Annotated in this window: 22 protein-coding genes and 1 pseudogene; 14 read left to right on the forward strand and 9 right to left on the reverse strand. The window is 45.3% G+C overall.

The annotated features are described in order from the left end of the window. Positions 1 to 18: 18 nt before the first annotated feature. From AC50YO_RS16655 to AC50YO_RS16675, 5 genes are all read left to right on the forward strand, one after another. On the forward strand, positions 19 to 2,349 hold the full coding sequence (locus AC50YO_RS16655; RefSeq protein ID WP_494848801.1) for an MMPL family transporter: 2,331 nt from the start codon (positions 19 to 21) through the stop codon (positions 2,347 to 2,349). Between the two features lie 845 nt (positions 2,350 to 3,194). Beyond that, positions 3,195 to 3,839, forward strand: a complete 645-nt coding sequence (locus tag AC50YO_RS16660) for a phosphatase PAP2 family protein (RefSeq protein WP_494848803.1) — start codon at positions 3,195 to 3,197, stop codon at positions 3,837 to 3,839. Between the two features lie 239 nt (positions 3,840 to 4,078). After that, positions 4,079 to 4,933, forward strand: a complete 855-nt coding sequence (locus tag AC50YO_RS16665; protein ID WP_494848805.1) for an ABC transporter ATP-binding protein — start codon at positions 4,079 to 4,081, stop codon at positions 4,931 to 4,933. Then, positions 4,926 to 5,579: an ABC-2 transporter permease gene (locus tag AC50YO_RS16670; protein ID WP_494848807.1), complete on the forward strand. Its 654-nt coding sequence runs from the start codon at positions 4,926 to 4,928 to the stop codon at positions 5,577 to 5,579. Before AC50YO_RS16665 ends, AC50YO_RS16670 begins: the two co-directional genes overlap by 8 nt. Further along, positions 5,579 to 5,944 carry a GntR family transcriptional regulator gene (locus tag AC50YO_RS16675; protein ID WP_494848809.1) on the forward strand — a complete coding sequence of 122 codons (366 nt, stop codon included), beginning with the start codon at positions 5,579 to 5,581 and terminating at the stop codon, positions 5,942 to 5,944. Before AC50YO_RS16670 ends, AC50YO_RS16675 begins: the two co-directional genes overlap by 1 nt. Positions 5,945 to 6,440: 496 nt before the next feature. Here AC50YO_RS16675 and AC50YO_RS16680 read toward each other — a convergent pair whose 3' ends face one another. From AC50YO_RS16680 to AC50YO_RS16710, 7 genes are all read right to left on the reverse strand, one after another. Beyond that, positions 6,441 to 8,264 carry an ABC transporter ATP-binding protein gene (locus AC50YO_RS16680; RefSeq protein ID WP_494848810.1) on the reverse strand — a complete coding sequence of 608 codons (1,824 nt, stop codon included), beginning with the start codon at positions 8,262 to 8,264 and terminating at the stop codon, positions 6,441 to 6,443. Then, on the reverse strand, positions 8,264 to 8,662 hold the full coding sequence (locus AC50YO_RS16685) for a hypothetical protein (protein ID WP_494848812.1): 399 nt from the start codon (positions 8,660 to 8,662) through the stop codon (positions 8,264 to 8,266). The genes AC50YO_RS16680 and AC50YO_RS16685 overlap by 1 nt, the downstream gene beginning before the upstream one ends. Continuing rightward, complete coding sequence (locus AC50YO_RS16690; protein ID WP_494848813.1) at positions 8,632 to 9,129, reverse strand: hypothetical protein; 498 nt, start codon at positions 9,127 to 9,129, stop codon at positions 8,632 to 8,634. Before AC50YO_RS16690 ends, AC50YO_RS16685 begins: the two co-directional genes overlap by 31 nt. Next, complete coding sequence (locus AC50YO_RS16695) at positions 9,126 to 9,656, reverse strand: MauE/DoxX family redox-associated membrane protein (protein WP_494848815.1); 531 nt, start codon at positions 9,654 to 9,656, stop codon at positions 9,126 to 9,128. The genes AC50YO_RS16690 and AC50YO_RS16695 overlap by 4 nt, the downstream gene beginning before the upstream one ends. A gap of 1 nt (position 9,657) precedes the next feature. Continuing rightward, entirely contained in the window at positions 9,658 to 10,146 is a 489-nt protein-coding gene (locus AC50YO_RS16700) for a peroxiredoxin family protein (protein WP_494848817.1), read from the reverse strand. Beyond that, positions 10,146 to 10,619: a TlpA family protein disulfide reductase gene (locus AC50YO_RS16705; RefSeq protein WP_494848819.1), complete on the reverse strand. Its 474-nt coding sequence runs from the start codon at positions 10,617 to 10,619 to the stop codon at positions 10,146 to 10,148. Before AC50YO_RS16705 ends, AC50YO_RS16700 begins: the two co-directional genes overlap by 1 nt. 412 nt (positions 10,620 to 11,031) lie before the next feature. Beyond that, positions 11,032 to 11,523: a serine hydrolase domain-containing protein gene (locus AC50YO_RS16710; RefSeq protein WP_494848821.1), complete on the reverse strand. Its 492-nt coding sequence runs from the start codon at positions 11,521 to 11,523 to the stop codon at positions 11,032 to 11,034. Positions 11,524 to 11,900: 377 nt separating this feature from the next. Between AC50YO_RS16710 and AC50YO_RS16715 the strand changes: the two genes are divergently transcribed. From AC50YO_RS16715 to AC50YO_RS16755, 9 genes and pseudogenes are all read left to right on the forward strand, one after another. Next, the gene (locus AC50YO_RS16715; RefSeq protein ID WP_494848823.1) at positions 11,901 to 12,203 is read left to right on the forward strand and encodes an urease subunit gamma; all 303 of its coding nucleotides are present in this window, start codon (positions 11,901 to 11,903) and stop codon (positions 12,201 to 12,203) included. Positions 12,204 to 12,220: 17 nt separating this feature from the next. Beyond that, the gene (ureB, locus tag AC50YO_RS16720) at positions 12,221 to 12,544 is read left to right on the forward strand and encodes an urease subunit beta (RefSeq protein WP_494848825.1); all 324 of its coding nucleotides are present in this window, start codon (positions 12,221 to 12,223) and stop codon (positions 12,542 to 12,544) included. Next, the gene (gene ureC / locus AC50YO_RS16725; RefSeq protein ID WP_494848827.1) at positions 12,541 to 14,253 is read left to right on the forward strand and encodes an urease subunit alpha; all 1,713 of its coding nucleotides are present in this window, start codon (positions 12,541 to 12,543) and stop codon (positions 14,251 to 14,253) included. Before ureB ends, ureC begins: the two co-directional genes overlap by 4 nt. A gap of 10 nt (positions 14,254 to 14,263) precedes the next feature. After that, complete coding sequence (ureE, locus tag AC50YO_RS16730; protein ID WP_494848829.1) at positions 14,264 to 14,719, forward strand: urease accessory protein UreE; 456 nt, start codon at positions 14,264 to 14,266, stop codon at positions 14,717 to 14,719. After that, on the forward strand, positions 14,712 to 15,398 hold the full coding sequence (locus AC50YO_RS16735) for an urease accessory protein UreF (RefSeq protein WP_494848831.1): 687 nt from the start codon (positions 14,712 to 14,714) through the stop codon (positions 15,396 to 15,398). The genes ureE and AC50YO_RS16735 overlap by 8 nt, the downstream gene beginning before the upstream one ends. Positions 15,399 to 15,430: 32 nt before the next feature. Then, positions 15,431 to 16,042, forward strand: a complete 612-nt coding sequence (gene ureG / locus AC50YO_RS16740; protein WP_494848833.1) for an urease accessory protein UreG — start codon at positions 15,431 to 15,433, stop codon at positions 16,040 to 16,042. Between the two features lies 1 nt (position 16,043). Beyond that, positions 16,044 to 16,868 (forward strand): urease accessory protein UreD, encoded by an 825-nt coding sequence (locus AC50YO_RS16745; protein ID WP_494848836.1) that lies wholly within the window; start codon positions 16,044 to 16,046, stop codon positions 16,866 to 16,868. A 116-nt stretch (positions 16,869 to 16,984) separates the two neighbouring features. Then, entirely contained in the window at positions 16,985 to 17,467 is a 483-nt protein-coding gene (locus AC50YO_RS16750) for a hypothetical protein (RefSeq protein WP_494848838.1), read from the forward strand. A gap of 470 nt (positions 17,468 to 17,937) precedes the next feature. After that, a pseudogene (locus AC50YO_RS16755) lies at positions 17,938 to 18,126 on the forward strand (IS1182 family transposase); the annotation flags it as partial. Between the two features lie 88 nt (positions 18,127 to 18,214). On the opposite strand, the gene AC50YO_RS16760 reads toward AC50YO_RS16755, so the two are convergent. Together AC50YO_RS16760 and AC50YO_RS16765 are read right to left on the reverse strand one after the other, a co-directional pair. Further along, a complete protein-coding gene (locus tag AC50YO_RS16760) occupies positions 18,215 to 18,808 on the reverse strand; it encodes an ABC transporter ATP-binding protein (protein WP_494848843.1) in 594 nt (197 codons plus the stop codon). Further along, a complete protein-coding gene (locus AC50YO_RS16765) occupies positions 18,798 to 19,721 on the reverse strand; it encodes an ABC transporter ATP-binding protein (protein ID WP_494848847.1) in 924 nt (307 codons plus the stop codon). Before AC50YO_RS16765 ends, AC50YO_RS16760 begins: the two co-directional genes overlap by 11 nt. Positions 19,722 to 19,742: the final 21 nt, after the last annotated feature.

Below are 19,742 nucleotides of genomic sequence, written 5' to 3' on the forward strand. Positions count from 1 at the left end.
AAGGAGAAGTATTAACGTATGTCAACTTTCCTGTACAAATTGGGCAAATCAGCCTATGCCAGACCATGGTATTTCATTATCAGCTGGATCGCGATCCTTGGTGTTGTACTCGCCTTGCTCGGGGTCAACGGCATACATGTCACCTCCGATATGAAGATTGAGGGCACGGAATCGCAGAAGGTGTTAGATCAACTGTCTGCCGAACTGCCAGAGGCTTCAGGTGGACAAGCCAGCATTGTGTTTACGGCACCTAAGGACGAACGTCTGGACACGCCAGAGCGCCTCGGCTCCATTAGCGAGGCCGTTAATGCTGTATATAATCTTGATTATGTTATTAATCCTATTGAATTGGCAGCAAAAGCTGGTGCTTCTGCTGAAGGCAGCATGCAAGGGAATGAGGCCGCACAAGGAAACGAAGCAGCGCAAGCACCTACAGGTGAAATGCCTCCCTATGGCCCACTGATGGTGAACGGTGTCCCGGTTCCTGGCGTCATGCTGGCATCGGACGGCAGCGTTGCCCTATTCCAATTCCAATTCACGGTTCAGCAGATGTCTCTTCCCGAATCGGTCCCCGATTCCGTCATTGCTGCAGCCATGACTGTTGAACAGACTGGCATTACCGCCTTGCCGAGCGACTCGCTCTCGACCAAGCCTGCCATTGGTTCGACGGAAGCAATCGGCATCGCTGTCGCCGCGGTTGTGCTCTTCATGACACTCGGTTCAGTCGTTGCTGCAGGCTTGCCGCTTCTAACCGCTCTAATGGGAGTAGGTGTAAGCGTAGGAGGAGCATTTGCCTTCTCGAAATTTGTCCATATGACTGACCTGACGCCGGTTCTGGCACTTATGGTCGGACTTGCTGTCGGTATCGATTACTCGCTGTTCATTGTAAACCGCCAGCGCCGCATGATTCTCGATCAGGGACTAAGCGCTCGAGAAGCAGCCAGCCGTGCAGTCGGCACTGCGGGAAGCGCCGTATTTTTCGCTGGCTTGACCGTTATCATCGCTTTGTGCGGCATGCTTGTCATCGGGATTGGCTTCTTATCCGCGATGGCGCTTGTTGCCGCTCTAGCCGTGCTTGTCAACGTTCTGGTTGCTCTAACCCTGCTGCCGGCTCTGCTAGGTCTGCTCGGTGAACGCATCGTTTCGGCAAAAGCACGTACGAAGAACAGCACCCAAACGAAGAAAACGTCGCATGGCTTCGCACACCGCTGGGTATCGGGTGTCGTAAAAGGCCGTTGGCTTATCATTGTTGGCGTCATTGTCATCCTTGGCGCAGCGGCGATCCCGGTAGCCAAAATGGAAATGGGCATACCTTCAGGTGCCACGGCGAATTTGGACACGCCGTCCAGACAGAGCTATGACGCTATTTCGAACGGCTTCGGCGAAGGCTTCAATGGCCCGCTGCTTCTAGTCGCCAAGCCAAAAAGCGCTTCAGACAAAGTGACGCCAGAAATGCTGGGTGGTCTGGTTATGGAGCTGGGGCAGCATGAGAATGTCGCACTCGCAACCCCAATGGGAGTAAATAAAACGGGGGATATGGCGATCATCAGCCTCATTCCGAGAACAGGACCAACGGATCATGAGACCAAAAACCTTGTGCGTGAGCTTCGCGCTGCCGATTCGAGCATGGCAGTAAAGTATGGCGTCTCGGTCGGTGTTACTGGTTTCACCGCAATTAATATCGACATGTCGTCGAAGCTGGCTGAAGTGTTCCCGCTCTATGTCGGCATTATTGTTATCCTTTCGCTAATTATTCTACTGCTCGTATTTCGCTCAATCATTGTTCCGCTCAAAGCGACGGTCGGTTTCCTTCTCAGTATTCTCGCCACGTTCGGGATCACTACGGCTGTTTACCAATGGGGATGGCTTCACTCCCTGTTCGGCTTCGATACTGGCGGTCCGCTGCTCAGCTTCATGCCGATCATGGTTACCGGCATTCTTTACGGGCTGGCGATGGACTATCAGGTCTTCCTGGTCAGCTCCATGCGTGAGTCTTATGTGCATGGCCATCGTGGCACGGAGAGCGTCGTTCATGGTTACAATCAGGCCAGCCGAGTTGTTGTAGCCGCAGCCATCATTATGGTGTCCGTGTTCGCAGGCTTTATTTTTGCTCATGATATCATGATCAAGCAGATCGGTTTCGCGCTGGCGATCGGTATCCTTATAGACGCCTTCATCGTCCGTATGGCACTCGTTCCAGCAGTCATGGCAGTGTTCGGCGACAAAGCTTGGTGGCTGCCAAAATGGTTGGACCGCATGCTGCCGAACCTTGATGTCGAAGGTGATAAGCTGCTGTCCGAGCTGAAGGACCAAGAAAGAGCTGCCGATATTACGGCTAACCCTCGCTAGACTTTTAACCTCATTTCTCACTGAACAAAAGCCGCTAAACACTTGGACAACCTTGTGTTTAGCGGCTTTTGCAATTAGGTGTATCTAAGGGTATCTTAGGGCCATAACCATACTTTCATCTGAAGGCAAATGACCCCGATACTATTGCCCCTGTATGATAACTATGGTGACATTCTAATCATTAACAGTTCCTTTGGAATCACTACTGCTATCACTAATACGGCAAAGGCAGCAGCCCATAGAGTCATTAAAACTTGCCTTAACCCATACTCACAGAAAGGGGCATCCCTTATCAACTTTGATTAATTTAAAGCTATGGGACAATCCCGCCTCTGGTCATCGGGTGTTCGGGAAGCTGCTCTTGTTTTAGGAAGGAATACATTTCGCTAAATGGTGAATCACATAACCTTGTTATGGTACTTCTATGAGTAGAAATATGAAACTATGAAGCTAGGTTCACTAGTGGGGAGCCCAGCTTCTCGACTAATAAACCTTAGTGACGCTAATCGTCAATTAAGCTCATTCAGTCATTCTATTAAGGAAAATATCCTCATGAAGTAGTGAAAATGCCTCATTAAAGACCATTACGTGACGTGAGCTAGCTTTTCCGCGCCTGCCTGTCCATCGTTTGTAAAAAACTCAAACCCTATTTGTAAGTATGCCGTTATCTCCCAAGTAAATGGAACAAAAAGAAAAATTTATTTTCTTTTGAATTTGAAGCTTCTTTGTAGCTTGAGATTTTCTAAAATCATGATTCAAACAATATATTTCATTTTTGTATTGTACTTGTAGCTTATAAAGCATAGAATGATAAGAACTTCATGAAAATCAAGCGAGGGCTTACAATGAAAAGATGGATTAATAAGTGGAAGCACCTATTAGGTATTCTATCGATTCCGCTTCAGGGCTTTATTTATATGGGGATTGCGAGCAATGTTGGACCAGACGTTTTTATGGATTATTTTTGGATTGATACTCTAATTCCTTTTGTGAAATGGTTCATCTTCCCTTACATAAGCTGGATGCCGGTTCTGTATCTTAGCTTTTTATATCTGGCAATTACAAATCGCAGCATTTATTGGCGTACACTATTGATCTATAATGTTTCCGTGATGGCGTGCAATGTCGTCTTCTGGTTTTTTGCTACCCATGTTCCGCGGCCTGATGTTGTCGGCACAGATTTGGCCACCATGCTTGTTCATTTTATTTACCAGTCCGACGCCCCCTTCAACTGTTTCCCAAGCGTCCACTGCTTAACAAGTTATTTGCTATTCATTACGTTGAAGCGTGATTTAGTTGTTAAGCTGTCTGTTAGAGTTGTAATGTACACGCTGTTGTGGCTCATTATCATTTCTACTGTTTTCACCAAGCAGCATGCACTTATTGATGTATTCGGCGGAATTCTCTTTGCTGAGGTGACTTATCAGCTTGTCCATTATATGACTTCTCGCAAGAAACGGCGTGAACAGCAGATTACTGCTGGCTTATAGCTAATTCATAGACCACCTGCCCGAAGCAGGAAGCTGTGATCCTCCCACAGGACACAGCTTCCTGCTTTTTGTTGCCTAACTGAAACCTTATTCATTTCCTCGCTGAGCTCTCCTCCGCGGTTAGATACATTCCCAAAAGCCACTGCGAAATTTTGTTAGCAAAAAGTATTTGACACAATAACTTCCAATTGATATATTGTGCATATACAACATGCACAATATTGAGGGGTGGCTGCTATATGCTGGCGTTAGAAATTAAAAATTTGAATAAAAAATATGATAATTTTCAATTGAAGGACATCTCTTTTCAGTTGGAACAGGGCTATATTATGGGCTTTATCGGAGCCAACGGCGCGGGGAAAACGACCACGATCAAATCCCTTTTGAATTTGACTCCATTCGATAGCGGTGAGATTTGCCTATTAGGCAAAGACATGAATAAGCACGAATTGGAATTAAAACAAGACATCGGCTATTCATTAGGAGGCATCGAGTATTATACGCGCAGCAAAATTAGAACGTTAACCAATGTGATTAAGACGTTCTATACCAACTGGGATAACGAGACTTATTACAACTATCTGAACAGATTCCAATTGGATGAGAACAAAAAAATAGCAGACCTGTCCACCGGAATGAAAGTGAAATACGGCCTAGCTCTTGCATTATCACATGGTGCCAAGATACTCATCCTGGATGAACCAACCAGCGGGCTTGATCCTGTCGCAAGAGATAATCTGTTAGATATTTTTCAGGAGCTGGTGGAGCCGGGAGAAATCAGCATTCTCTTCTCCACTCATATTACAACGGACTTGGAAAAATGCGCAGACTACATTACCTATATTCATAACGGACAAATTATCAACAGCTCTGAGAAAGATGATTTTATTCAAGCCTATCGTTTAGTAAATGGTGATAAAAGCCAGCTGGACGAAATAAAAGACCGATTAATTTCCTACAAATTAAATTCATTTGGCTTTACGGGCCTGATTCACTCTGTCGACTTCGATCCTTCTTCTAACCTTAAGTCAACTCTGCCTAATCTTGAGGAGATCATGATCTATTTCTCGAAAAAGGAGACTTCACATGTATAACCTACTGCTGAAAGAATTAAAATTGGGCGTACACCCTGCATTTTATCTATTGCCCTTCTTGACAGGCGCCTTAATGCTCATCCCTGGATGGTTGTATTTCCTTGTCATTCTCTATTTTTGTTTTTTAACGGTGCCAAATATGTTCGCGGGCTATAAATCTCAGAACGATTTGATCTTTACACGAATGATGCCCGTAACAAAAAAAGATATTGTCAAAGCAAAGATAACTGTTATTGTTATCCTCGAGCTAGCTCATATTATTGTTGCTGCTATCTATGGTATGATAAGTATTCACTTATACCCTAATTTAACCTATTATTTCTTTAAACCATCTATAGGCTTCTGGGGACTCTGCTTTGTTATGCTAGCTATTTTCAACCTTATCTTAATTTCTATGTATTATAAAACAGCCTATAAATATGGTGCAGCAACGACGGCTTCCATTACAGCTGCTATACTCTTTGCTGGAGGCGCAGAATGGCTCGGCATCCAGAATACATTTGTGTTTAATCTTTTCAAAGGCACTTATGCTAATCATTTACCCATTCAATTATCCATTCTGATCTGTGGAATCGCGCTGTTTGCCATATTCACCGCTATTGCTTATCGGATTGCCATTAAACGTTTTGAGAAAGTGGAAATATAATGAACATCGCTATTTCGAATACCTCTGAAAAACCAATTTACCAACAGATTTTTGAACAGATCAGTGCTCAAATCCTCAAAGGCGAGCTTGAAAAAGGGCTCTGCTTGCCGCCAATACGACAAGCAGCCAAGGAGCTTCGTGTCAGCATCATTACCGTAAAAAAAGCTTGGGAGGAGCTTGAACGCTGTGATTTGATTAATACCGTTACCGGTAAAGGCTGCTTCATAGCCGAGCTTTCCCCCGAGGAGATGCTTCAAAAACGCAATGAAATGATCTTGAAGAAAATGGCTACGGATACTTCTTATTACAAATCGTTCGGCCTCAGCCTCGAAGAAGTTTTTGAATTAATGAAGAAAGTTTATTGATACGGTTTGGGGCATGTAAAAGAGGCGGTGCCAAACGTTTGAGTTGGAAAGAGTAAGAGAACCCCTATGAGGCTAACTCATATAAATGTAAGGGTGAGCATTTATAATTATGGCGGCTGGATAGAGTAGCTCAAATGTATGAGGTAAAGCTCATACCTCGGGAAGCTACCCTCCTGAGCTGTGAGGCTAGCCTCATATCTCACATATCAGCAGGGCAAACCGGCCATTAGAATGAGGCTTCCTTCATATAAATCGTGAGGATGCCTCATACGCAGTTAAAGAACCGTTAGTTGAGTGAATTAAAGTGGTTATAGGTTGGCCTGAGAATAATTTGTTCGCAAATTGGAGGCGCGGTCCACCATATACGAAGCAATTGCTCAAGAAAAATGGCGGTGCAGGAATAATTTCCTTAGCACCGCCATTTTATGATTTTAAGGAGCCGGCATGGCAAATGAATGAACTGCTTGTGAATAGCCGCTTTACTTTATTGATCAAACTAGACGCTCACCGTCTGCTTGTCCCATTCCTTCGTGTACCAGCCGGCTTGCTTGCGGAACATCGCAGCGTATTCCCCGTCCATCTTCATCAACGTCTCATGATCTCCACTCTCAACCAAGCGTCCCGCTTTGAGAACAATAATTCGATCCGCAAAGCGGCAGCTTCCTAGCCGGTGGGTGACGAAAAAGGCGGTCTTACCGCGTGTTAGCTGCATCAGATTCTCAAAGATAGCGGCCTCTGTCATCGGGTCAAGTGAAGCAGTCGGCTCGTCGAGCACAATCACATCAAACTCCCGGAAAAAGGCTCGATTGAGCGCAATTCGCTGCCATTGTCCATAAGACAGCTCATGTCCTCCGTCAAATTGAATGCCAAGCACCGTATCCCAGCCATCCGGTAGCTTGTCGATAAAGGAAGCCGTATTCGTCTGTTCAGCAGAGCGCCTGAGCCTGTCTTGATTATTCAGCTCCGCTGCTTCTCCCAATCCGATATTCTCCCACACAGGGAACGGATATTGCACAAAATCTTGAAAAATAGCGCTCATTCGGCTGCGGAGACTTCCTGCATGGATCTCGGCATAATCAATGCCATCTATTGCAATGGAACCACTGCTGGGACTGTATAAACCCAATAAGCATTTGGCCAATGTGCTTTTTCCAGCCCCGTTATCCCCCACAATGGCAATCGTCTCTCCCGCATTAACGGAGAAGCTCAGTGCTTTAATCGCTGGACTGGGAGCCCCTTCATATTGAAAAGTTAAATTATCCACGGTGATACCTTGTTTGATTGGAGAAGGAAAATCCTCCTTGCCGCTTCGATCACTATGTTCCGCAAGCCTAACGAAACTAAGCACTTCACTGGCATGAAGCAAGCTTTCATGAAGCTTGGAATACCCTTGCGCAAGGCCTTGAATGAGCGTCTGCGTGTTGAACAGCGCTTGGGCCAAGGCGACATACTGCCCAATTGCCAGCCCTCCGTTCGCTCCGGTATTCAAAGCAAATAGCAGCATTCCGCTTAGCAGTGCCAATGAAATGATCTGCATGCCAAACGAAATGCTGATCGTTGTTCGTTCCAAAGCGAGCTTCCGATCGGCATTCCTTCGGGCAATCGTCCTCCACTTGCCTATCAAATAATCAGCTAATTGAAATATGCGAATCTCCTTGGCGCCTTCCCGGCTTTTCAGCAAATAGCTAAGAAAGGAAGACATGCGCTCATCGGGCGTTTGTTGAACGAACAGCTTGAAGGTCGCCTTGCTCTCGTACAAATACGTCCACAGCATAGGAATAACTAGAAGCATCATCCCCACCGACAGCAGCCAATGAAATTGAACCAATACAATCATAAAGCCGACTACTGTAATGATGCTTTGAAGCATCGTCAGAACGACAAACACAATTCCAAGCCCTTGCATCTGTACGCTGAAGGATGCTCTTTGCATCCGATCATAATTAAGATGATCATCAAAATACGATAAAGACAGCCGATTCACCTTAGTCGACATCATCTCGTCAAAATATAAGGTAGCCCGCTCATTAAAAAATTGCTGCGCATATTTATAAATGCTTGCCAAAAGGGCACCTGTCAGGAGCAGAGCGAATTGAAGCCACACAAGCTTCCATATATCTTGAAGGCCCCTCTCGCTATTTCCTTGAAACAATTGCGCAGCTTCCTCTACAAGCTTGCTTGTGAGCGAAAGCTGCGCAATCGGGATAACTGCCTGAGCTACCGTTATTCCAACTAATAATATAAGGGCTGTACCTGATATTCTCCACAGAACAGGCAGCAAGAACCGGAGCGTTTGCAGCTTGCTGAAGGACGGCTTCATCAGGACTCCTTATGGGATATATAAAGAGGATAATGGGCCAAGGTCACATCATCTTCATCTGTCATGACAAAATGAAATAATCCTTCCTCATGCACAACAAAACGCGGCTGAAACGCCATATCTATTCCTGCTGGAATAGGCTCCGCCCTTCTATTTATGAGGCCCTCGCATTTTTTTTGCCACACCACATTTTGCTCCGAGTCGTATACCTTAATCCACACGACACCCTGATTCACCCCAAAAAACAATACTTTCGCCCACAAGTAAAAAAGGGTAACCGAGGGAAATGTTCGCATTCCCACTTCATTGCGCACGTTCTGAATACAATGTGCCCTTGCTTCATGATTATCAACTACCTGATCAGCTATTAGAAGTTGTCCGCTGATTGCTGCGTGCATAATTGTTCCTCCCTCGATTGAAATAACCTGATTTTGAGCTCCAGCAGCATTTCTACCTCTGTATAGCGATGCAGCTTCTGCCCGTCCCACTGATAGGCAACCGTTTCCCCGTTCAGCAAAGTGACCCATTTGGAATTGGCCCATTCGGGCATATGGCGAACGCTCCGACAGCTATTCCATGCACGCTGCTTCAGAAGATGAATAAACGGAGGCGCATCCAAAAATACGACAACGTCCTGAAAAGCTCTATCTTTTACTGACAATATTTCATCCAGTCTTTTGAACGAGGAATGCGTATAATGAATGCCGATTAACGTTATTTCCCCTGCTTCGGGCCATAGCTCCTCTTGAATTGCCGTTCTTGCCAGACGCCGCTCCACCCTTTTCAGTCTGCTCTTCATGGTTAATACTTGCAGCAGCCCTAGTGACAGAATCATCAAAGCCCCAACAACCCACCCGAGCATCATCCGTTCACCTGCAGGGCGACGTAGCGTTTTCGAGTCTGAACATAATCGACAAGAAACAAACCGCTTCCCATCATAACGGTATGAAGGATGAATTGCCACAAGGACGCTTGAGCGGATAAGGCAGCTGCAGGCAATAAGCATTTGCCCGCGCATAGTCCAATGAGAATTAAATTCCGACTCACAGGATAACGGTTAAGAAACCCGATTGATCCAAAGCAAGAGCATGCACTTCCCTTCTCGTCATCCAATCTGCGTTTTCTGACAAGAATGACCGTGAAAGCAATCAACAGCGCAATAGCGCCCAGCTCCTTATAATACAAGGCTTGTCCCGAAGCAAAGGAAATAAAAAGAGTGAATTCGAATACAAGCAGCAAGGTCCCAGCAGGGCGAATAAATGATAACGGAAGGACGCGATACGACTGTATGGAAAGCTCGAAGTCGCGAATGCCGCTTAGCTTAAAGTAAAATGCCGCCAAAAACAGAATGCCCAGAACTAAGTCCAATAGAAAAACCGTAATTGAAAGCAAGCTAGCCGCCTCCTTTTTGCACCCCGCTCTGGTCGTAAAGATGCCCAATATCCCTGATCGTAAATTGTTTCCTAACAAGGCCCTGCTCCAGCATAATCGCCGACGGAGTCGCCTCCAGTGCAAAACGCGCTTTATATTCCTTCTCCGGCATCGTCACAACCGGGAAAGAATAATCGTAATAGTGTACAAGCTCTTCGTTATCCTCCATTGATCCGCTGCTAACGACAAGCAGCAACCCTTCGTATCTAACGCCAAATTCGGCAAGCTCAGAAAGCAAGTCTATGCAGCTGCTGCAGGTCAAGGAAATAAAAAGAACCGTTGCCTTTGGAGCGTCGGCAAGTCCGGCATCCAGCTCAATACCACGGAAGGGCTGGCCTTCTGTTAATGGGGCTTCCATTTGTTTTTCTTGATCGAATGAAGGAGCGGAATAGGCTTGTGCGTCCTCCAGCGTCTCACGCTTGAATAAGTCTCTAAAGCTAAGTTTGCTCATTAGGATTCCTCCTTGGGGTTATAAAACCTTCTGAAAGGGGAAAATAGCTTCTCCAAAAATTCAAGACTGGCTACAGGCTCAATCGTAATAATTTGACCCTCCCTATTTAGGCCGTAAGCCCACGGGTAGCCCCGTGTCTTCAGTTCTCCGAACATCACATCATCAGATGCATGATAAATCTGGGCGGAAGGATGAAAAACTTGTTTGGCTTTCTCGAATGTCCCCTCTTCCGTCTCTATAAAGATCAGAAAATTAATTGCAGGATATTGTTGAATAAATATATCAATCGCTTCCATTGCCGGAAGACAAGGCGCGCAGGAAGTGCTAATAGTCACTAGTAAAAGGTAATCATTGATGCAATCATACAACTCTATATCATTGTTCGGAATTGTAATATTGGGCATATAATCCCCGATTTGCAAACCATCTTCCACCTTCAAAAATGATGGCCTTACTTTTTCAGTATGATTCATTCGTGTATGCTCTCCCTTCATCTTCGTGTCTGCCTAACAGAAAAGAGAATCTCTCACTAAGCTGAGAGATTCTCTATCTATGAGTTCTACCAGCAATCACATGCTCCAGTTACGCTACAATTTTCGGACGGGCAGAACATTACCCTTCTTCTCGTATGAGTGTTAATATTACTAGGGCATCTTTCATTGCAGTAAGTAACCCACTGCCCTGCTGTACAACGACTAGGACAAGCCATTATCAATTCACCTCCTTTCAATTTTTATTTTAATTTACATTTATTTCTATAGTGAAATATATACGATGTATAATAGTTTGTAAACGCTTTCAACAAAAGATGTCATAGACTTACAATTTACGACCGATTTCCTCGACCCAATCGACAAATTGTGACCCGTATTTTATCTGCAAAGTTTAAACATTCACAGCTTCACCGTAAGAACATTTACAAGCTTTAAAAGAAAAAGCCGACCTATTGAGCAACTTTTTCCATTCCGTCCCAAAGGAGCGGCAGCATCCATTATTAAGCTTAACCCTATTGTCCGCATCCAACGCAAGCTTGCCTTGTTCGGCGAGCTGCATGATTGCAGTCCATGTGAAAATCTTGGATACGGAGCCAGCCTCCATGTAGGTTGTCTTCGCGTTCATCGGCTTGTTCTGCTCCACGTTCGCTAAGCCATAGCCTTTAAGCAGCACGATCTCCCCATCCATCACGACCGACACTGCAGCACCGGGCACGTCCTTGCCGATATACTTTTCCATTACACGGTCAACCTCTGCTTCGATTTCGGACATGGACACTCCGGACGGCGTTCTCCCAGCAGCCGAAGCGTTCACAGGAAACCAGACAGTCAGCAGCAGCATAATAGCCGCAAGCAGCGTAACGGCCCTTTTTCTCACCAGCATTATCGAACATCCTCTCTGCTATTACACTCGTTCATGTATTTATTTACAAATATTGCATGCTGTTCATAACGGTCCCCGGACCATTCTTGAGTTAGTCTTCAGGAGGAATAAAAAGCCCCATTCAGGCGCTATCATTCATTGTTGTAATTATCTATATTTTTTAATAAAAACATTGTATTACGCTTCAAATTGGTTATTAATTATGGTAAAATAGTTTAGTTGGGCATAATTTATTAACTTCAGGAGAAAGAATAAATCACTAGGAATGATTTAGGAGAATTTATATAAAGTTTTTTTATATTTTCCAAATCAAGAACCCTCCTTTCTCTCTGAATGGAGGGTTCTTGTCGTTTGCGATTATTTAGGAGGATGTAGCTATGCATTTATTACCACGGGAAATTGACAAGCTTATGATTGTGGTCGCAGCCGATCTAGCTAAGCGCAGGAAAGAACGAGGCTTAAAGTTGAATCATCCCGAATCTGTCGCCCTTATCACCTATGAAGTAATAGAAGGTGCGAGAGATGGGAAAACCGTTGCTGAACTGATGGAATACGGGGCTACCATTCTGACCAGAGAAGATGTCATGGAAGGAATACCCGAAATGATTGATGATATTCAAGTGGAAGCAACCTTTCCTGATGGAACCAAATTAGTAACCGTTCACAGCCCAATACGCTAACTAGAAAGGAGCCCTATATGATTCCAGGACAATATATTTTAAAAGAAGAAGACATCATTTGTAATGAAGGAAAGCAAATTTTTAAGATTTCCGTTACGAACATAGGGGATCGCCCTATTCAAGTTGGATCACATTTTCATTTCTACGAAGTTAATGAAGCCCTTCAATTCAATCGAAAGCTGGCTTACGGCAAACGGCTTAATGTGCCTGCTGGAGCAGCCGTTCGTTTTGAACCCGGAGACGGAAAGGAAATACAGCTTATTAATTTTTCAGGTGAACGCCGTGTGTATGGGTTCAATAATAAAGTAGATGGAAAATTAGAAAGCGAGGACTTAGTATGAGCTTTAGAATGTCCCGAAGACAGTATGCTGAAATGTATGGCCCAACGACAGGTGATTCTATTCGCCTTGCAGATACCGATTTGTTTATTCAAATAGAGAAGGATTACACCTCCTATGGAGAAGAGGTTGTCTTTGGCGGCGGCAAAGTGATCCGGGATGGCATGGGCCAGCACCCGCTTGCCACTCGTAAAGAAGGCGTAGCGGATACGGTCATAACCAATGTTATCATTCTGGATTACACTGGAATCTGCAAAGCCGACCTCGCGATTCGCGATGGGAAAATTTTTGGAATTGGAAAAAGCGGCAACCCGCTCATCACGGATAATATTGATATTGTCATCGGTACCGCCACTGAAATCATCGCTGGCGAAGGATTAATCGTTACGGCTGGAGCGATCGATACCCATGTTCATTTTATTAATCCCAAGCAAGTAGAAGTGGCGCTCTCCTCAGGCACAACAACATTAATTGGCGGAGGTACTGGTCCTGCAGCAGGCTCTAAAGCTACGACGGTTACGCCGGGTGAGTGGAATATCCATCGTATGCTCGAAGCAGCAGAAGGTCTTCCCATCAATATTGGCTTCACAGGCAAAGGACATGCCGCTTCCACAGAACCGCTAGCTGAACAAGTAAGGGCTGGCGTTATCGGCTTAAAGGTCCATGAGGACTGGGGGGCTACCGGTTCGTCCCTGGATTATGCGTTACAGGTCGCAGATGAGTATGACATTCAAGTTGCCCTTCATGCGGATACCCTAAATGAAAGCGGATTTATGGAAAATACGATGGCTGCTGTGAAAGATCGCGTTCTTCACATGTACCATACCGAAGGCGCAGGCGGTGGCCATGCCCCTGATTTGATCAAATCAGCAGGTTACCTTAACATTCTGCCTTCATCAACGAATCCAACCCTCCCTTACACGATTAATACAATCGACGAGCACCTTGATATGGTTATGGTCTGCCACCACTTGAACCCTTCGGTTCCAGAGGACATTGCTTTTGCAGACTCCCGAATTAGAAAAGAAACGATTGCAGCTGAAGATATCCTTCACGACATGGGTGTATTCAGCATGGTAAGCTCGGACTCCCAAGCCATGGGCCGTGTAGGAGAAGTCGTTCTGCGTACATGGCAGGTAGCAGACAAAATGAAAAAGCAGCGCGGGCTAATGGAAGGCGACAGCAAGTATGCGGACAATAACCGAGCGAAGCGCTATATTGCTAAGTACACGATTAACCCAGCTATTACCCATGGTATTTCGGAGTATGTAGGTTCTATAGAAGTTGGAAAAATGGCCGATTTGGTACTCTGGAGTCCCAAGTTCTTCGGCGTGAAGCCCGAAATGATCCTTAAAAACGGGCTTGCCGTTATGGGCTTAGTGGGAGATGCGAATGCTTCTATTCCGACACCACAGCCTTATATTTATCGTCCAATGTATGCTCAGTTTGGTAAAGCACTGGCAAGCAGCTCTGCAACCTTCATCTCTCAAGCTGCTTATGCCGATGGGGTTCATGAGAAGCTCGGGCTTAACAAAATCATTCTGCCGGTTGGCGGAATTCGTACGCTCACGAAGAAGCATATGAAGCTAAATTCAGAAACACCTGATATTACGGTAGATCCACAAACCTATGAAGTAAAAGTAAACGGTGAATTGCTGACCTGTGATCCGGTCGATATTGTCCCTATGGGCCAGCGATATTTCTTATTCTGAGGTGAAAGCATTGATTATTGAAAAAATCGTAACCAACCTAGAAAACATGGATAAAAGTGAAATTGAAAAACGCCATATCGAAAAAGTGTACCTAGAAAGCGCTCATCTGATGAAGCGTATCCAACGAGTAAAAACAGATCATGGCAAAGAGCTGGGCATTCGCCTAAGTGAGCCGCGGGATCTTATAGCCGGTGATGTATTATACATGGACGATAAGAACATGATCGTCATTGATGTGCTGACCGATGATCTTCTTGTCATCCAGCCTAGAAGCCTCAAGGAAATGGGCAATATCGCTCACCAGCTAGGCAATCGCCATCTCCCTGCCCAATTCGAAGAGGATGATATGCTAGTTCAATATGACGTTCTAGTTGAAGAATTACTTCAGCAGCTCAAAATTCCTTATAAGCGAGAGGACCGAAAAGTTAAATTGGCATTCCGCCATATCGGTCACAGTCATGAATAGCCAGCTTCTCTCCTTGTTCCAGCTATGCGACTCTAACTTCCCTACAGGAGCTTTCAGCCATTCCTTTGGCCTAGAGAGCTACATCCAGGAAGATAGGGTGCATAACCCGGAGACCTTCTACGAGTGGCTAAAAGTATATTTGCATGAGCAGCTCGTCTATTGTGACGGGCTTGCCTCACGCTTCGTCTATGAAGCGCTCATGGACGAAGATTTACAGCAAATATGGCATCTTGACCGTCTATTAACGGTTCAGAGCTTGCCGAGGGAGACAAGAGAAGGAACGCAAATGATTGGGGATCGGATGCTCAAGCTGACAGAATCCCTATACGGCCTGCCTATCCTGTCTCAGTACAGAGATCAAGTAAAGCTTAAAAATGTGTTTGGCCATCCTGCTATTGTTTTCGCGATGGTAGCGCATGGGCTCAATGTAACCAAACAGGATACCATCCTCTACTATTTGTACTCTGCGATTTCCAGCCAAGTCCAAAATGCGGTACGTGCCATCCCCCTTGGACAAACAGCAGGCCAGATCATTTCTCATCGGTGCATACCCGAATTAACTCAGGCTGTAGAACGAATTTTGGAGCTGACGAAAGATGATTTCGGCATGGTATCTCCGGGTATTGAACTATCTCAAATGAAGCACGAGCGTGTAAATATAAGAATTTTCATGTCCTAATTCTCACAAAATCTATTAAAGGAAGTGTTGAAATGAATCCTATCAGAATCGGTGTTGGAGGACCTGTTGGAGCAGGAAAAACGATGCTTGTAGAGAAATTAACTCGCTATCTTGCGAATGAAATAAAAATGGCGGTTGTCACAAACGATATCTACACCAAAGAAGACGCCAAATTTCTTATTCAAAACGGGGTGCTTCCTGAGGATCGAATCATTGGCGTAGAAACAGGCGGCTGCCCTCATACGGCTATTCGTGAAGATGCCTCGATGAATTTCGCTGCCATCGATCAGCTAATCGAGCGTCATCCCGATGTTGAGCTTATATTTGTTGAGAGCGGCGGAGACAATCTCGCAGCTACCTTCAGCCCTGAGCTCGTCGACTTCTCTATTTATATTATTGATGTTGCACAAGGAGAGAAAATCCCTCGCAAAGGCGGACAAGGCATGATCAAATCAGATTTGTTCATTATTAACAAAACCGATCTTGCTCCCTATGTGGGCGCCAGTCTTGAGGTTATGGCGAAGGATACCAAAATATTCCGCGGCGACAAAGCGTTCTTTTTTACAAACTTAAAAAATAATGAGGGCCTTCCTGAAGTTATGGACTGGATTAGGCAGCATGCTTTATTACAAGGCTTAGATTAAGATGACAGATTGGACTGGCTCCTTAGCTCTAGACCTTGAGGATCGCAAAGGGAAAACCGTCGCCAAGAGAGTGTATTTCCAAGGGGCATTCAAAGTGATGCGGCCGATATACTCCGATGATTCCGGTCAGGTCTGCTATTACCTGCTTAATCCCGGGGGCGGTTATTTAGACGGCGACAGATATAGGATGCAAATCTCAGCCGATGAAGGCTCTAAAGTAACTCTAACCACGCAATCCGCAACCAAAGTATATAAAACGCCAAAAAGCTTTGCTTACCAAGAATCTGAAATCCATTTGAAAAAGGGCAGTTATTTAGAATATCTTCCTGACCCGCTAATTGCTTATCAAGATGCTCACTATAAACAAAAAACGACTGTTCATATGGAGCGTGGAGCAGCTTTCCTCTATACGGATATCCTCACTCCCGGCTGGTCGCCAAGCGGAGAGAGCTTCAGCTACGATACGATTCAATTATTAACCGAAATTTATTGGGACGGCAAGCTTGGCGTATTCGACCATATTAAGCTAATACCGAAGCAGCAAAATATAGCTGGTCTCGGATTCATGGAGGGCTATTCGCATCTGGGCTCTATGATTGCAGTTAGTGAGCAGATGGATTCAGCGGTCCTCGATCTGTTGTATGAAACGATTCAGACGGAACAATCTCCCTTTTCATTCGGGATTTCAAGTCTAGCAATACCTGGTTTTAGTCTAAGAATCCAAGCCAACGATACCCAAACAATCGAGCGGATCTTACACCAATGCCATCTAATCATCAGCCAAAAATGGAATAATCGTCCTCCAAGCTCTTTGCGAAAATATTAATGCAACTTAAGTCCCCAATCCTGTTTTTCGGAGGAAAATCCGAATCTCTTTATGTTATGATGGTTCGATAACCAGAAAACTGGTTAAGTAGAAGCTTTCATGAGAGGAGATACAAGATGACAGAAAATAACAATACAAAGCCTGAGATTGAGGATTTTGAGGTTGAGACACTGTTTGAGAATCGTGTACATCAACGGCTTGCATTCACTTTCAAAGTGGAAGGCGAGGAATTCAAGGGACATTTTCATAACGATGAGATTATGTGGCTTAACCCTCACCCCAAACAAATGATTGGTGAGCATAAAGTGGACAAGATCGAATCTACTATATATGCATTAATGAGACAGTATGGCGTTCTAAAAGGAATGCAAGAGCTTAAAATAAAACCCGTATTTGAAGAGACCGCCCATAAGCGCCAGCAGTTTTCCTTGCAGGTGCAAGGAGAGGAATACAAGGGGTTTGTTCATAAAGGGGAAATCCAATGGTTCCATCCTCAGCCTCAACAAAAGCTTGAAGACGATCTTGTTCAAGCAATGGAATCCGAAATTCAGGAAAAAGCAGCGCAGCATGAACAGGATCATAAAGAGAAACAGAAGTAGCAAATAGAGGAAATGATGTCCCAAAAGTCATGAAGATGATTTTTGGGACATTCTCTTTCCTTCACAGGTATTTTTAAAGATAGAAGGGCTTAAAGCTCTTAAAGCTCTTAAACCTCTAAGATAGCTGTTCCAATCGCCGCCCTGAAAAAAGGCTGCCTTCCAAGGTGGAGAAGGAATGTTATGTACAATTTAATGAATACATTTGCTTTATTTCATGACTTATACAGGTAAAAAGGAGCAATAGTGAAGTTAGGTTCCTTAGTGGAGAAGGTCGGTTTCCGACTACTGAATATAGCTGACGTTATCTCCGATATGCCTCCAGATTATGCCTGTTTTTACGAAGAACACTTCCTAAAATAGGGTAAGTTATTCATACGTGCCATCTGCAGCGTAAGGAATAGAGCTCTTAGAAGCTTTAAGAGGTCTCAGAGGACAGTACAGCAAGTGCGATCTAGACGCCACCCTTCATGCGAATGAAAGAAGATCATATGCGTAATGGTCAACTTAATCCTAGCAAAATGCACAACCGGGGATTCCGGTGCTTTCTGTTTCGAGATTTGCAGAAAGTGAGCCTTGAGGTCGGTTGGCTTACGCTCGCTCACAATTTGCTGAAGAAGACAGCAGTAGAGCAAAAAGCAGAAATGGCGGTGCAGGGATAACCTCCCTAGCATCGCCATTTCTTAGATTTTCAGTAAGTGAGCTGTCTCTTCAAGTGAGCAGAGCTGCTTTTGAGCCAGCCCATTGCTCTTAAAATGCAATGACACGATGGCAAAGCCTTCTCATGAGCTCCGATTCATGGGTAACAACGATGATTCCCATCTCTCTCTGCTTAGCGATCTCAGTGACAGCCTGCCAGATTTGGGCTTGTGTGATCGCATCAAGCATAGCTGTCATCTCATCTGCAATCAGGAATCGAGTATTCGGTCCCAATGCCCGAGCCACGCAAATTCGTTGCAGCTCTCCCCCAGACAGCTCATGGGGCCAGCGTGTCATCCACTCCGGCTCGATTCCTAGCAAGGCTAGCAATTCTTCATTAGGCTGATAGCCTTCATTAAGCGTTTTATGCAGCTTCCACCTTGCATTAACCGCTTTTTCCGGATGCTGAAGGACCATTTGGACAGGATGATACCCTTTTTTATTAAAGGGAACTCCATTCCAAGTCACTGCTCCTTCAATGGGAGATTCATAACTGGCTAATATTCGACAGAAGGTTGTTTTCCCACAGCCGCTTGGACCAGTAATGCCCACAACTTCCCCCGGCTCTATGGATAAATTAACCCCCCGAAACAACCATGGGCCACCCTCATATCGGAAGCCGATATTGCTTGCTTCAAGTTGCATGAATACACCTCACCATTCCCTGCTTAAGCCTCCGCATTTCCGGCTGTGCTTGATGGCATTCCGAGGTAGCCATGCCGCAGCGCGGTGCGAATAAGCAGCCGGGCGGCAATGCGCTCGGATGAGGCTGAGCGCCTGGAATAGGCATAAAATCATTACGAGGCAATGCCCGCCACAAGGCCTTACTATAAGGATGCCTTAGCGCTTCACCCTGCCCTGCAAAATCCTCCGCCCTCGCAATCTCAACTGTCGTTCCGGCATAAAATACAGCAACTTTATCTGCAATTTGTAGTGCAGACTCAATATCATGCGTAATGAATAGGACCGCGCAGCCTTGGCTCGCGAACGCTCTAAATTGATCCAGCGCTTCCTTGATGACAACAGGATCAAGCCCTGGCGTAGGCTCATCTGCAATAATAACCTTTGCTCCGCTCACCATAGCCGTCGATAGCAGCGTCCTCCTCGCCATGCCTCCAGAAAGCTGGAAGGGATACATCCGTTCAACCTCTCGTCCAAGGTGGAAGCGTTCAAAAACCGCCCGTTGCGCTTCCACAGCATCCCCTGTTCTCACAGACGTACGGACCTGGCTGCCAACGCGCATCAATGGATCTAGGAAATTAACAGATTGAGGGATAAGGGCGATCTCCTTCCCTCTCATAGCTTCTTGCCGTGCAGGAGTTAGCTCCTCCCCTTCGAATGTCAGTACGCCACTAACCTGTGCATTGCTTGGGAGTATTCCTAATATCGCATGTGCGAGCAGGCTTTTTCCCGATCCGCTTGCACCGACAACAGCAACAATCTCACCTGCTTCGAGCGTTATATCTAAACTGGAAATGATCTTATGATTCACCTGTTTAAGTCCAGCTGTATATTGTCTAAAGGTGACTGATAAATTGTGTACTTCAAGAATAGACATTCCTTAACTCCTCTTCCTATT

It is taken from the genome of Paenibacillus sp. J22P59 (assembly GCF_059383895.1).